Genomic DNA, 13,214 nt, shown 5'->3' on the forward strand with positions numbered 1-13,214 from the left:
CCGTCGGAGACCCTTGTAATGCCCGACCAAGATCTACGCTTGCAACACCTGAAAGTTTGGCTGGATGAACAACTGGCAGCCCTGTTCCTGGCCAGGGGCTGGGGCGCGGTCCCTGCTGCCACATTGATCGCGGCCAGCAGCGACGCGAGTTTCCGCCGATATTTCCGCTGGCGGGGCGATGCCCGCAGCTTCATTGTGATGGACGCGCCACCGCCTCGGGAGAACTGCAGGCCCTTCGTGGATATCGCCCATCTGCTGGCGAAATCCGGGATAAACGTGCCGGAAATTTACGCGCAGGATCTGGAAAACGGCTTTCTGTTGCTCAATGACCTGGGCAACCAGACCTACCTGGATGTGATCGACGGCGAAAACGCCGATGCATTGTTTGCCGATGCCATCGACGCCTTGCTGGCCTTTCAGCAACTGCCGATGGATGCCGAACTGCCCCGTTACGACGTTGCCTTGCTGCGTCGCGAGCTGGAACTGTTCCCCGAGTGGTATGTGGGGCATGAGTTGCGCGCCAGCTTCAGCCCACGGCAAGTGGAGCTGTGGCAGCGGGTCAGCACCCTATTGATCGACAGTGCCCTGGCACAGCCGCAGGTGCTGGTGCACCGCGACTACATGCCGCGCAACCTGATGCTGAGCCAGCCGAATCCGGGTGTGCTGGACTTCCAGGATGCGGTCTACGGTCCCGTGACCTATGACATCACCTGCCTGTTCAAGGACGCTTTCCTCAGTTGGCCCGAAGCCCGGGTCGCCGATTGGCTGCATGGATACTGGGAGCGGGCTCGCCAGCAAGGCATTCCGGTCCAGGCGGATTTCGAAGATTTCCGACGGGCCAGCGACCTGATGGGCGTGCAGCGTCACTTGAAGGTGATCGGTATCTTTGCCCGTATCTGCCATCGCGATGGCAAGCCCCGCTACCTGGCGGACGTGCCGCGTTTCTTTGCCTATATAGAGGCGGTCATGGCGCGCCGTCCGGAGTTGGTCGAGTTGGGCGAGCTTCTCGATAGCCTGCGCCTGCCTGTCGGGGCGGTGTCATGAAGGCGATGATCCTGGCGGCGGGAAAGGGCGAGCGCATGCGCCCGCTGACCCTGCACACGCCAAAGCCGCTGATCCGGGCCAACGGCGTTCCGCTGATCGACTACCACCTGCGAGCGCTGGCGGCGGCCGGTTTCAGGGAAGTTGTCATCAACCACGCCTGGCTCGGGCAGCAGATCGAGGATTACCTCGGTGACGGCTCACGTTATGGCCTGGGTATCGCCTATTCGCCCGAAGGCGAGCCGCTGGAAACCGGTGGAGGAATCTTCCGCGCACTGCCGTTGTTGGGCGAAGAGCCTTTCCTGGTGGTCAATGGCGATATCTGGACCGATTGCGATTTCTCGGCGTTGCGCCGTCCCCTGGATGCTTTGGCTCATCTGGTGATGGTCGATAATCCGCCGCATCATCCGGCTGGGGGAGATTTTGCGCTGCTGGACGGTCGAATCTTCAACGACCAGCCGCAGGTGCCTAAATTGACCTTCAGCGGCATTTCCGTGCTGCATCCGCAACTGTTTGCCGGCTGTACCGCCGGAGCCTTCAAGCTGGCACCGTTGCTGCGCGAGGCCATGGCCAAGGGGCAGGTAAGCGGCGAGCGCCTCGACGGACATTGGGTGGACGTCGGTACTGTGGAACGCCTCGCACAAGTCGAGCAATTGTTGGAAGAGAGACACTGATATGTTGTGGCCAGGGACTCTGATTGGAGCCGGGGCGGGCTTTGCCATCGCCAGCATTCCGGGGGCCATGTTGGGCGCATTGCTAGGACAGGCACTGGATCGGCGCCTGCAATTGCACAGTTGGGCACACCTGCGCGAGCGACTGGGGGGCAAGCCGGCGTTGCGCAATGACGAACTGTTGTTCGTCCTGCTCGGTCGCGTGGCCAAGAGTGATGGGCGGGTGGTCGACGGCCATATTCAACAGGCCCGGCAGGAGATGCGTCAGTTGGACATGGGGGAAGCGGCTCAGCGCCGCGCGATTGCCGCGTTCAATCGCGGCAAGTCGGGGGAGGACAGCCTGCGCGGCTACCTGCGCCATCTCAAGGCCCAGCCTCATGCGGCCGAAGGTGTCTTGCGGGCGTGCTGGCGGATGGTTTGGGCCGACGGCCGCGCGGGGCGCGAAGAGCGTGAACTGATCATGCTCTGGGGCAAGTGGCTGGGTTGGACAACGCAACAGATCCAGGCGTTGGCCAGCGATTACGAGCCCAGTCGCAAACCGCTGATGAGCAGTGCCGGCAGCTACCAGGATGCCTTGCGCGTCCTGGGCGTGACGCCGACCAGCGAACCGGCGCAGATCAAGCGAGCCTACCGGCGGCTGTTGAGCCGCCATCATCCGGACAAGGTAGCTGGCGCCGGAGCCACGCCGACCCAGGTGCAGGACGCAACCGAGAAGACCCGCGAGCTGCACCAGGCCTACGCGCTGATCCGCGAGCGCCGGGCGTTCCGCTGAAGCGAGAAAGGGTTACTGGCTATCCTGGTCCTGCGGGTTCAGGTAGCCGCGAACCCGACGTACCAACTGTTCCTGGCCTGGGTTGCCCGGTAGCGCCTTGAGTCCAACCTGGGTGTAGTGGGACGTTTTCTGGCGCTTGCTCGCTTGCAGGCGCTGGAGGGCGGCTTTGCGATCCAGTGGTTTGTCCTGGTAGAAGAAATCGGCAGTCGCCTGTTTAAGCTCAGGTGTCAGTTGTGCCAGGTCCGCCTTGGCACTGACGGGAGTCTGAGCGGCCACCAACACCAGCTTTTGCACTTGTGGCGAGGCTTTCTCGACCTGATAGCGGGTTATCCAGTAGGCACCAGTGCCATGTCCCAGCAGGACGATGCTGTGTGCGTTCTGCTGCTGCGCGTAGGCGATGGCCGCATCGATGCGGGTAAATATCCGCTCGGCATCGCCCTTGAGCGGATCTTCCGCAGTCGCTGCGGGAGCCTGGTCGGGTACCTCGGCCTCCGCGCTGGCTGCCTGTTCGATCGGTTTGCTGGTGGTGCTGGCGTCCTTGCTGTTGCTCGAGGCCGGTTCCGCGGGTTTTGGTGCTTCGACGGCCCGCGGCAGGGAGGCGTCGCTTTGCAGGTCCGGGAGTGTCAGACTCAGGCTGCTCCAGTGGGCGTCCGGCAATTTATTGCGCAAGGGCGCGACGGCTTGAGGCCAGTCAGCGGTTTCACCAGCTCCGGGGATTATGATCACCGCGCCATTGGGTGTTGGCGTGTTGGCCGGTTTCCACAAGGCCAGGAACGTGTCGCCGGCCGCCTGCAACTGTTGTTGCTCCTGTTGCGGCAGTTGCCGTTCCAGGGCGGTGGCGTCTTCCTGGCTGCGTTCCGGCAATGACTGGCGTTCCACCGGTTTTTCGGCCGGTGCTTCTTTCGCCGGTGCAGGTGCCGGGTCTGCCGCCAGGACCGGCGTGCCAAGCGGTAGGATCATCGACAGGCACAGCGCAGGCAGTGCCGAGCGGTAGACAGGGGGCATCGGATTTTCCAGGCCAGAGGTAATCCTGGCAGCCTAATGGGTTGGTCAGTATTTGTCAGTGTGGATGAGTCGAATCATGCGTTTTTGCTGTCTTTGGGTTATCGGCTGGCTGTGTCTCCCCTTGATGGCCTGGGCCGTGCCGGCACCACCGGCCAACGGCCTGGCGTTGTCCACCGAGCAGCATCGCTGGCTCGACGAACACCGGGAGCTGCGCGTCGGCCTGGTGTTGCAGGCGCCCTATGCACAGTATGACCGGCGCCTGCAGCGGCTGTCGGGGGCCAATGTCGAGTTGATGCAGTGGCTGGCCAAGGCGATGAATGTCGAATTGACCTGGCGTAATTTTCCAGACCAGGCGCAGTTGGAGAAGGCCCTGGCCGACGACGAAATCGATCTCGCCCCGGGCTTGACCCAGACGCCAGCGGGCCTGCGCCTGTGGTCGTTTTCCGATCCCTACATGCGCGTGCCGCAGTTGGTCGTCGGCGAGCGCAATGGTGCCGGAGCGGTCGAGCTGGAAAAACTCGACAGCCAGCCCCGTGTTGCCGTGCGCATGCCCAGCACCATTGCCGATTACCTGCGCAGCACCTATAGCAATCTCAACCTGCAGGGTGTGCCTGCCGAGCGCCAGGCATTGCAGTTGTTGCTGAGCCAGCAGGCCCGTTATGCGGTGGTCGACGAGGCGCAGCTCAGCCGGCTATCCGGCGAGGAGGAGTTTGCCGGGCTGGCGGTGGTCGGTGATATCGGGTTGCCACAACTGCTGCGGGTGGGGAGTCGACGCGACTGGCCGGAGCTGGCCGGGATTGTCGAGAAGGCGCTGCACGCGATTGCGGCCCGTGATCTCGATCAACTTCACCTGCGCTGGCTGCAGCCCAAGTATCCGCGGCTGTCGGCATCGCCTGGATTCTGGCAGAACCTGTGCCTGTTGCTGGCGGTGATGTTTTTGGCCTGCCTGGCGATCGTGTTCTGGTTGCGCCGTCAGCAGCGCAGCCTGGAACAGGCCCTGCTTGCCGCCCGCGAGGACCTGGCCCGGCGCGAGGCCAGCGAGGAGGCGCTGCGCCTGACCCAGTTCTCCATCGACCAGAGCACCGTGGGCATTCTCTGGGTCAACTGGGACAGCCACGTGCGTTATGCCAACTGCGCGGCCGAGGAGATGCTCGGTTATCCCCCTGGCGCCTTGTTCGACCGCCCGCTGATCGATGTTGAGCCGAACCTGCACATGGACCGCTGGCTGAACCTGTGGAAGCGGGCCCGCGCCAGCGACGAAGCGGCGCAGAGTTTCGAAACCCAATGCCTGCGTGCCGATGGCAGCATCCTGCCGGCCGATGTCTCCCTCAGTTTCCTGCGTTTTCGCGATGGCGAGTACCTGGTGGTCTATCTCAATGACGTCACCGAACGCCGCCGGGCCCTGGCGGCGCTGCAGGAGAGCGAGGCGCGGCTCAAGGGGATCGCGGCGAATGTGCCGGGCCTGGTGTTTCGCCTGGAGCGGGTGCCGCAGACTGGCGAGCTGTACTTCCCGTATATCAGCGAAGGCAGCGAAAGCCTGGTGGGCTATGCACCCGCGACCCTGCGCCAGCAGGATATAGGCTTGCGCAGCCTGGTTCATCCGGACGACCGGGCCGACTATCATCGGGTCCAGGACCATGCGATCGATTCGGACAGCGATTGGGCCTGGCAGGGCCGGATCATGACTCGCGAAGGCCGGCAGCGCTGGGCCGAGATCAAGGCGATCACTCGTCGGCTGACAGACGGTACGGTCGTCTGGGACGGAATCGTCTGGGATATCAGCGAAAGCAAGCGGATCGAATTGGAACTGGCCAGTTCCCGTGAGCAACTGCGCGAACTGTCGGCACATCTGGAAAGTGTCCGGGAAGAGGAAAAGGCCCGTATCGCCCGAGAGGTTCATGATGAACTGGGGCAGATGCTGACGGTGCTCAAGCTGGAAACGTCCATGTGCGAGCTGGCCTATGCGCAACTGGACCCTGGCCTGAATGAGCGGCTGAACAGCATGAAGAAGCTGATCGCGCAGTTGTTCCAGTTGGTGCGCGATGTCGCGACCGCCTTGCGTCCGCCGATTCTCGATGCGGGCATTGCGTCGGCTATCGAGTGGCAGGCGCGGCGTTTCGAGGCGCGGACGCAGATCCCGTGCCTGGTGCAGGTACCGGAAAGCCTGCCGGCGCTCAGTGATGCCAAGGCTACCGGGCTGTTCCGGATTCTCCAGGAGGCGCTGACCAATGTCATGCGTCATGCCCAGGCGCATACTGTGGAACTGACGCTGGCCATCGAGGGGCAGGACCTGTGCCTGACCATCAGCGACGATGGGGTGGGATTCGTCACTCCGAGCGGTAGGCCAACTTCATTCGGGGTAGTCGGCATGCGCGAGCGTGTGTTGATGTTGGGCGGCAGCCTGTCGTTGGAAAGCGATGTCGGCGAAGGCACGACCCTGAGCGTTCGTGTACCGTTGGACCCGCCGCAGGCCGCGAGCCTTTTGACCGAGCAGGAGTAAGACGTGATCCGCGTACTGGTAGCCGAAGACCACACCATCGTCCGCGAGGGCATCAAGCAATTGATCGGCCTGGCCAAGGACCTGCAAGTGGCGGGCGAGGCGAGTAATGGCGAGCAACTGTTGGAAGCCTTGCGGCATACACCCTGCGAGGTGGTGCTGCTGGACATTTCCATGCCGGGGGTCAATGGCCTGGAGGCGATTCCGCGGATCCGGGCGTTGAGTGATCCACCGGCGATCCTGGTGCTGTCGATGCATGACGAGGCGCAGATGGCTGCCCGCGCCCTCAAGGTGGGTGCTGCCGGCTACGCCACCAAGGACAGCGATCCGTCGCTGCTGCTGACAGCCATTCGCAAAGTGGCGGCGGGTGGGCGCTACATCGACCCCGAGCTGGCCGATCGGATGGTATTCGAGGTTGGCCTGACCGATTCCCGGCCCTTGCATGCGCTGCTGTCGGAGCGTGAGTTCTCGGTGTTCGAGCGCCTGGCCCAAGGCGCCAACGTAAACGATATCGCCCAGCAGTTGGCCTTGAGCAGCAAGACCATCAGCACCCACAAGGCCCGGCTGATGCAGAAACTCAACATCACCTCCCTGGCCGAACTGGTGAAGTACGCCATGGAGCACAAGTTGCTCTGAGATGGATTCCGCTGGAAACAACCCAAGCATATCCATTTGCGACAACGATGCGTGGGTGTCTGGCGCGGCTACAGGGCGGAACGTGGCAAAGTGCCTGCTGACTTATCCAATCGCGTCATTCTTGTAGGGCAATCCCTACAGCAACTCTTCCAGACTGCTGAGGACAATCTCTCTCGCCCCCCGATTTGCGCTGTGTGCAGCCTTCACTAGGCTTAGACCACGGCAGTCAAAAACAAAAAGGTGTGGGTATGAGCGAGGTTGATTCAAGCGCTGGGGCCAAGGACATCCTGGTCAGCTTTCGTGGTGTGCAGAAGAGCTACGATGGCGAGAACCTGATCGTCAAGGACCTCAACCTGGACATTCGCAAGGGCGAGTTCCTGACCTTGCTCGGGCCTTCCGGTTCCGGCAAGACCACCAGCCTGATGATGCTGGCCGGTTTCGAAACCCCGACCGCCGGCGAGATCCAGCTGGCCGGTCGCTCCATCAACAATGTGCCGCCGCACAAGCGCGACATCGGCATGGTGTTCCAGAACTATGCGTTGTTCCCGCACATGACCGTGGCCGAGAACCTGGCGTTCCCGCTGACCGTGCGCGGCCTGAGCAAAACCGACATCAGCGAGCGGGTCAAGCGCGTACTGGGCATGGTCCAGCTCGACAAGTTCGCCCAGCGCTACCCGGCGCAGTTGTCCGGTGGCCAGCAGCAGCGGGTGGCCTTGGCCCGGGCGCTGGTGTTCGAACCGCAACTGGTGCTGATGGACGAACCGCTGGGCGCGCTGGACAAGCAGTTGCGTGAACACATGCAGATGGAAATCAAGCACCTGCACCAGCGTCTCGGCGTGACCGTGGTCTACGTGACCCACGACCAGGGCGAAGCCCTGACCATGTCCGACCGGGTGGCGGTGTTCCATCAGGGCGAGATCCAGCAGATCGCGCCGCCGCGCACGCTTTACGAAGAGCCGCGCAACACCTTCGTTGCCAACTTCATCGGTGAGAACAACCGCCTCAGCGGGCGCCTGCACAGCCACAGTGGTGATCGCTGCGTGGTCGAGCTGGGGCGTGGCGAGAAGGTCGAGGCCCTGGCGGTGAATGTCGGCAAGCCCGGCGAGCCGGTAACCCTGTCGATCCGCCCCGAGCGCATCAGCCTCAACGGTTCCAGCGAATCCTGCGTCAACCGATTCTCCGGACGGGTGGCCGAATTCATCTATCTGGGCGACCACGTTCGTGTGCGCCTGGAAGTCTGCGGCAAAACCGACTTCTTCGTGAAACAGCCTATCGCCGAGCTCGATCCGGCGCTGGCGGTCGGCGATGTCGTCCCCCTTGGCTGGCAGGTCGAGCACGTTCGCGCGCTGGATCCGCTGCTCGACGCCAGCTGACTGCTGTACCCCAAGAGGCGAATTCATCGCCCCGTGCTTCACCAACCTGCACTCGTGGAGAGAAGAATAAATGCTCAAATCCCTGAAATTCAGTGCCCTCGCAGTAGGGCTGATGTGCGCGGCAAATGCCATGGCGGCGACCGACCTGACCGTGGTGTCCTTTGGTGGCGCGAACAAGGCGGCCCAAGTCAAGGCGTTCTATGCCCCTTGGGAAGCAGAGGCAGGCAACGGCAAGATCGTCGCCGGCGAGTACAACGGCGAAATGGCCAAGATCAAGGCCATGGTCGACACCAAGAGCGTGTCCTGGGACCTGGTCGAGGTCGAGTCGCCTGAGCTGTCCCGCGGCTGTGACGAAGACATGTTCGAACAACTGGACCCGGCGCTGTTCGGCAAGACCGAAGACTACGTCAAAGGCGCCATCCAGCCTTGCGGCGTAGGCTTCTTCGTCTGGTCGACTGTGCTGGCCTATAACGCCGACAAGCTCAAGTCCGCGCCAACCAGCTGGGCCGATTTCTGGGATACCAAGCAGTTCCCGGGCAAGCGCGGCCTGCGCAAGGGCGCCAAGTACACCCTGGAATTTGCCCTGATGGCGGACGGCGTTGCGCCGAAGGATGTCTACAAGGTGCTGGCCGGCAAGGATGGCCAGGATCGCGCGTTCAAGAAGCTCGACGAGCTCAAGCCGTACATCCAGTGGTGGGAAGCCGGTGCCCAGCCGCCGCAGTACCTTGCTTCCGGTGACGTGGTGATGAGCTCGGCCTACAACGGCCGGATCGCCGCAGTGCAGAAGGAAAGCAACCTGAAGGTGGTATGGAACGGCGGCATCTACGACTTCGACGCCTGGGCCATTCCGAAGGGCCTGGACAAGGCTCGGGCGGACGTGGCGAAGAAGTTCATCGCCTTCTCGGTCATGCCGCAGCAGCAGAAGACCTACTCGGAAAACATCGCCTACGGCCCGGCCAACACCCAGGCGGTACCGCTGCTGGCCAAGGACATTCTCAAGGATATGCCGACCACTCCGGAAAACATCGCCAACCAGGTGCAGATCGACGTCAGCTTCTGGGCTGACAACGGCGAGCAACTGGAGCAGCGCTTCAACGCCTGGGCGGCCAAGTAACCCCAAACTCGTCCTCTTGCAGGCGTGAGCGGGGTGGCGAGGGGGCTTGCCCCCGTTGGGTCGCGAAGCGGCCCTGAAACCGGTGCCTGCGGTGTATCAGGTACACCGCATTCCATGGTTTTACGGCTGCTGTGCAGCCGAACGGGTGCAAGCCCCCTCGCCGTCGCTGCATTCTCGATTGATCAAAGATTTCCGGAGTTCGTCATGGCCATCACCGTTCCTCTGAACGAGGGGACCAGTCCCACCCTGAAGCAGCGCCTGGCGCGCGCCGAGCGGGTCAACCGCTGGAAGGCCCAGGCCTTGATCGCGCCGCTGGTGCTGTTCCTGTTGCTGGTGTTCCTGGTACCGATCGTCGCGCTGCTCTACAAGAGTGTTGGCAACCCCGAGGTGGTCAGTGCCTTGCCGCGTACCGTGGCGGCGGTGTCGGCCTGGGATGGCAAGGGCCTGCCTGGCGAGGCGGTGTACAAGGCCCTCGGCGAAGAGCTGGGCGAAGCCCGCAAGAATCAGAACCTGGGCGACCTGTCCAAGCGCCTGAACATGGAACTGGCCGGCTACCGCAGCCTGCTGACCAAGACTGCCCGTTCCCTGCCGTTCAAGACGGAACCAGCTTCCTACAAGGAAGCCCTGGAAGCCCTCGACGAACGCTGGGGCGATCCGGCGTACTGGCAGGCGATTCGCCGCAATACCAGTAGCGTCACCCCCTATTACCTGCTGGCGGCTGTCGATCATCGCATCGACGACCTCGGCGAGCTGGCCCCGGCCACCCCTGACCAGGCCATCTATCTCGATATTTTCGCCCGCACGTTCTGGATGGGCCTGGTGATCACCGCGATCTGCCTGCTCCTGGCGTATCCGCTGGCCTACCTGCTGGCGAACCTGCCAGCGCGCAAGAGCAACCTGTTGATGATCCTGGTGCTGCTGCCGTTCTGGACCTCGATCCTGGTGCGGGTCGCGGCCTGGATCGTGCTGCTGCAGTCGGGCGGCCTGATCAACAGCGCGCTGATGGCCATGGGCGTGATCGACAAGCCGCTGGAGCTGGTGTTCAACCGCACCGGTGTCTACATCTCCATGGTGCATATTCTGCTGCCGTTCATGATCCTGCCGATCTACAGCGTGATGAAAGGCATCTCGCCCACCTACATGCGTGCAGCGATCTCCCTGGGCTGCCACCCGTTCGCCAGCTTCTGGCGGGTGTACTTCCCGCAGACCTATGCCGGTGTCGGCGCCGGTTGCCTGCTGGTGTTCATCCTGGCGATCGGCTACTACATCACCCCTGCGCTGCTGGGCAGCCCGAACGACCAGATGGTCAGCTACTTCGTCGCCTTCTACACCAACACCAGCATCAACTGGGGCATGGCGACGGCGCTGGGTGGCCTGCTGCTGCTGGCGACCGTGGTGCTGTACCTGATCTATAGCCGGCTGGTGGGCGCGAGCCGCCTGAGCCTGGGTTAAGGAGAGAATCGAAATGCTCAGTCCGTACATGTCGCCCGTCGAGCGGGTCTGGTTCTACAGCTTGCGCATCCTGTGCGGGTTGATCCTGTTGTTCCTGGTGCTGCCGGTGCTGGTGATCGTGCCGCTGTCGTTCAACGCCGGCAGCTTCCTGGTCTATCCGTTGCAAGGGTTCTCCCTGCACTGGTACCAGGACTTCTTCGCCTCCGCCGAGTGGATGCGGGCGTTGAAGAACAGCATCATCGTCGCCCCGGCGGCGACGGCGCTGGCGATGGTCTTCGGCACCCTGGCGGCCATCGGCCTGACCCGCGGCAACTTTCCCGGCAAGCCGCTGGTGATGGCCCTGGTGATTTCGCCGATGGTGGTGCCGGTGGTGATCATCGGCGTGGCCAGCTACCTGTTCTTTGCACCGCTGGGGTTGGGCAACAGCTTTACTTCGCTGATCGTGGTGCATGCGGTACTGGGTGTACCGTTCGTGATCATCACCGTCTCGGCGACCTTGCAGGGTTTCAACCACAACCTGGTGCGTGCCGCGGCCAGCCTGGGGGCATCGCCACTGACCACCTTCCGCCGGGTGACCCTGCCGCTGATCGCGCCGGGGGTGATTTCCGGGGCGCTGTTCGCCTTTGCCACCTCTTTCGACGAAGTGGTGGTGACGCTGTTCCTCGCCGGCCCCGAGCAGGCGACGCTGCCACGGCAGATGTTCAGCGGTATCCGCGAGAACCTCAGCCCGACCATCGCCGCCGCGGCGACCTTGCTGATCGCCTTCTCGGTAGTCCTGCTGTTGACCCTGGAGTGGCTGCGTGGGCGTAGCGAGAAGCTGCGCACCACCCAGGCCTGACGGTGCCCGAAAGAACTCAACTTCTTGTGGGAGCCTGCTTGCTGGCGATCCGCCAAAGGCGGCCATTCAGTCAGTATCGCGGTGTCCAGGGGGCCGCTATCGCCAGCAGGCCGGCTCCCACGGAAGAGTAGTGCAAACATCGGGGAGTTCGGCGCGAGGACGACTAAAGTCGTAGAAAAGAGCCTGCTGTATGTGCGGCCAATTATCGCGGTCACGGTGCGCTTGGCGAAACATGAGGTATACAATGCGCGCCACCGTGATTCTGCTCAAAAAGGTGCGTCATGCAGCCCTTCGCAATTGCTCCGTCGATTCTTTCCGCCGATTTCGCCCGCCTGGGTGAGGAAGTGGACAACGTTCTCGCCGCTGGCGCCGACATCGTGCACTTCGATGTCATGGACAACCACTACGTCCCCAACCTGACCATCGGCCCGATGGTTTGCGCGGCGCTGCGCAAGTACGGCATTACCGCGCCGATCGACGCGCACCTGATGGTCAGCCCGGTGGATCGCATCATCGGCGACTTCATCGAGGCCGGTGCGACCTACATCACCTTCCACCCAGAAGCCACGTTGCACGTCGACCGCTCCCTGCAACTGATCCGCGACGGCGGTTGCAAGGCCGGCCTGGTGTTCAACCCGGCAACCCCGCTGGATGTGCTCAAGTACGTGATGGACAAGGTCGACATGGTCCTGCTGATGAGTGTCAACCCAGGCTTCGGCGGGCAGAAGTTCATTCCCGGCACCCTCGACAAGCTGCGTGAAGCGCGGGCGCTGATCGATGCTTCCGGCCGCGACATCCGCCTGGAAATCGACGGTGGGGTGAACGTGAACAACATCCGTGAAATCGCCGCTGCCGGTGCCGACACCTTTGTCGCCGGCTCGGCGATCTTCAACGCTCCGAACTACCGTGACGTCATCGAGAAGATGCGTGCGGAACTGGCGTTGGCTCGATCATGAGCGCCTTCGCGCAGCTCTTCGCGGGAGGGCTGCCCAAGCTGGTGATGTTCGATCTGGATGGTACGTTGATCGATTCGGTACCGGACCTGGCTGCCGCTGTCGACAAGATGCTGCTCGCCCTGGGACGGCCCGCCGCCGGCCTGGGGGCGGTACGCGAATGGGTTGGCAACGGCGCCCCCGTACTGGTGCGCCGGGCGTTGGCCGGTGGCCTCGATCACTCGACGGTGAGCGAGAGTGACGCCGAACAGGCGCTGGAGTTGTTCATGGAAGCCTATGACGGCGGCCATGACCAGACCACGGTCTATCCCGGCGTGCGGGAAGCCTTGGGCTGGATGCAGAAGCAGGGCGTGGAAATGGCCCTGATCACCAACAAGCCCGAACGTTTCGTCGCGCCCCTGCTCGACGAGATGCAATTGGGACGGTTCTTCCGCTGGATCATTGGCGGCGACACCCTGCCGCAACGCAAGCCCGATCCGGCGGCACTGTTTCATGTGATGAAAATGGCCGGTATTCCGGCGGCGCAGAGCCTGTTCGTCGGCGATTCTCGCAGCGATGTGCAAGCGGCCAAGGCCGCCGGGGTTGCCTGCATTGCCCTCAGCTATGGCTACAACCATGGCCGGCCGATCGCCGAAGAGCAGCCGGCACTGGTCATCGATGACCTGCGCGCATTGATTCCCGGTTGCCTGGAGGGCGGCGCTGAGCTAATGTCGGCGGACTGTACTCAATCCCCTCCTGGAAACGCCATCGTGGTGGTCACTCGCAAACTCTGGATGAAAGTCATCAAGGCCTTGGCCCGTTGGCGTTGGCGCGCCTGACATTTCCCTGGCCGCTCCGTGCGGCGCGTTTGCATACCTGACCG

At 63.0% G+C, this 13,214-nt stretch carries 12 protein-coding genes; 11 read left to right on the forward strand and 1 reads right to left on the reverse strand.

Annotated elements, in window-relative coordinates:
* Nucleotides 1–18 precede the first annotated feature (18 nt).
* The 3 genes from AC6I6U_RS06515 to AC6I6U_RS06525 are packed head-to-tail and all read left to right on the forward strand — an operon-like array spanning nucleotide 19 to nucleotide 2,484.
* The gene (locus tag AC6I6U_RS06515) at nucleotides 19–1,044 is read left to right on the forward strand and encodes an aminoglycoside phosphotransferase family protein (protein ID WP_497881211.1); all 1,026 of its coding nucleotides are present in this window, start codon (nucleotides 19–21) and stop codon (nucleotides 1,042–1,044) included.
* Complete coding sequence (gene murU, locus AC6I6U_RS06520; RefSeq protein WP_497881212.1) at nucleotides 1,041–1,715, forward strand: N-acetylmuramate alpha-1-phosphate uridylyltransferase MurU; 675 nt, start codon at nucleotides 1,041–1,043, stop codon at nucleotides 1,713–1,715. Before AC6I6U_RS06515 ends, murU begins: the two co-directional genes overlap by 4 nt.
* 1 nt (nucleotide 1,716) lies before the next feature.
* A complete protein-coding gene (locus AC6I6U_RS06525) occupies nucleotides 1,717–2,484 on the forward strand; it encodes a TerB family tellurite resistance protein (RefSeq protein ID WP_497881213.1) in 768 nt (255 codons plus the stop codon).
* A 12-nt stretch (nucleotides 2,485–2,496) separates the two neighbouring features.
* Here the strand turns inward: AC6I6U_RS06525 and AC6I6U_RS06530 are convergent, their stop codons facing one another.
* Complete coding sequence (locus AC6I6U_RS06530) at nucleotides 2,497–3,489, reverse strand: alpha/beta hydrolase family protein (protein ID WP_497881214.1); 993 nt, start codon at nucleotides 3,487–3,489, stop codon at nucleotides 2,497–2,499.
* A gap of 64 nt (nucleotides 3,490–3,553) precedes the next feature.
* Here AC6I6U_RS06530 and AC6I6U_RS06535 point away from each other — a divergent pair, with 64 nt between their 5' ends.
* From AC6I6U_RS06535 to AC6I6U_RS06570, 8 genes are all read left to right on the forward strand, one after another.
* A complete protein-coding gene (locus AC6I6U_RS06535; protein ID WP_497881215.1) occupies nucleotides 3,554–5,989 on the forward strand; it encodes a PAS domain-containing sensor histidine kinase in 2,436 nt (811 codons plus the stop codon).
* Between the two features lie 3 nt (nucleotides 5,990–5,992).
* Nucleotides 5,993–6,622, forward strand: coding sequence for a response regulator (locus AC6I6U_RS06540; RefSeq protein ID WP_497881216.1), 630 nt, complete (start codon nucleotides 5,993–5,995; stop codon nucleotides 6,620–6,622).
* A gap of 248 nt (nucleotides 6,623–6,870) precedes the next feature.
* On the forward strand, nucleotides 6,871–7,995 hold the full coding sequence (locus AC6I6U_RS06545; RefSeq protein WP_497881217.1) for an ABC transporter ATP-binding protein: 1,125 nt from the start codon (nucleotides 6,871–6,873) through the stop codon (nucleotides 7,993–7,995).
* Nucleotides 7,996–8,065: 70 nt separating this feature from the next.
* A complete protein-coding gene (locus AC6I6U_RS06550; RefSeq protein ID WP_497881218.1) occupies nucleotides 8,066–9,109 on the forward strand; it encodes an ABC transporter substrate-binding protein in 1,044 nt (347 codons plus the stop codon).
* A gap of 204 nt (nucleotides 9,110–9,313) precedes the next feature.
* Complete coding sequence (locus AC6I6U_RS06555) at nucleotides 9,314–10,561, forward strand: ABC transporter permease (protein WP_497881219.1); 1,248 nt, start codon at nucleotides 9,314–9,316, stop codon at nucleotides 10,559–10,561.
* A gap of 13 nt (nucleotides 10,562–10,574) precedes the next feature.
* On the forward strand, nucleotides 10,575–11,399 hold the full coding sequence (locus AC6I6U_RS06560; RefSeq protein WP_497881220.1) for an ABC transporter permease: 825 nt from the start codon (nucleotides 10,575–10,577) through the stop codon (nucleotides 11,397–11,399).
* 281 nt (nucleotides 11,400–11,680) lie between these two features.
* Nucleotides 11,681–12,355: a ribulose-phosphate 3-epimerase gene (rpe, locus tag AC6I6U_RS06565; protein ID WP_497881221.1), complete on the forward strand. Its 675-nt coding sequence runs from the start codon at nucleotides 11,681–11,683 to the stop codon at nucleotides 12,353–12,355.
* The gene (locus AC6I6U_RS06570; protein ID WP_497881222.1) at nucleotides 12,352–13,170 is read left to right on the forward strand and encodes a phosphoglycolate phosphatase; all 819 of its coding nucleotides are present in this window, start codon (nucleotides 12,352–12,354) and stop codon (nucleotides 13,168–13,170) included. The genes rpe and AC6I6U_RS06570 overlap by 4 nt, the downstream gene beginning before the upstream one ends.
* The last annotated feature ends 44 nt before the right edge of the window (nucleotides 13,171–13,214 follow it).

The organism is Pseudomonas sp. UTLPPB19802 (assembly GCF_059730225.1).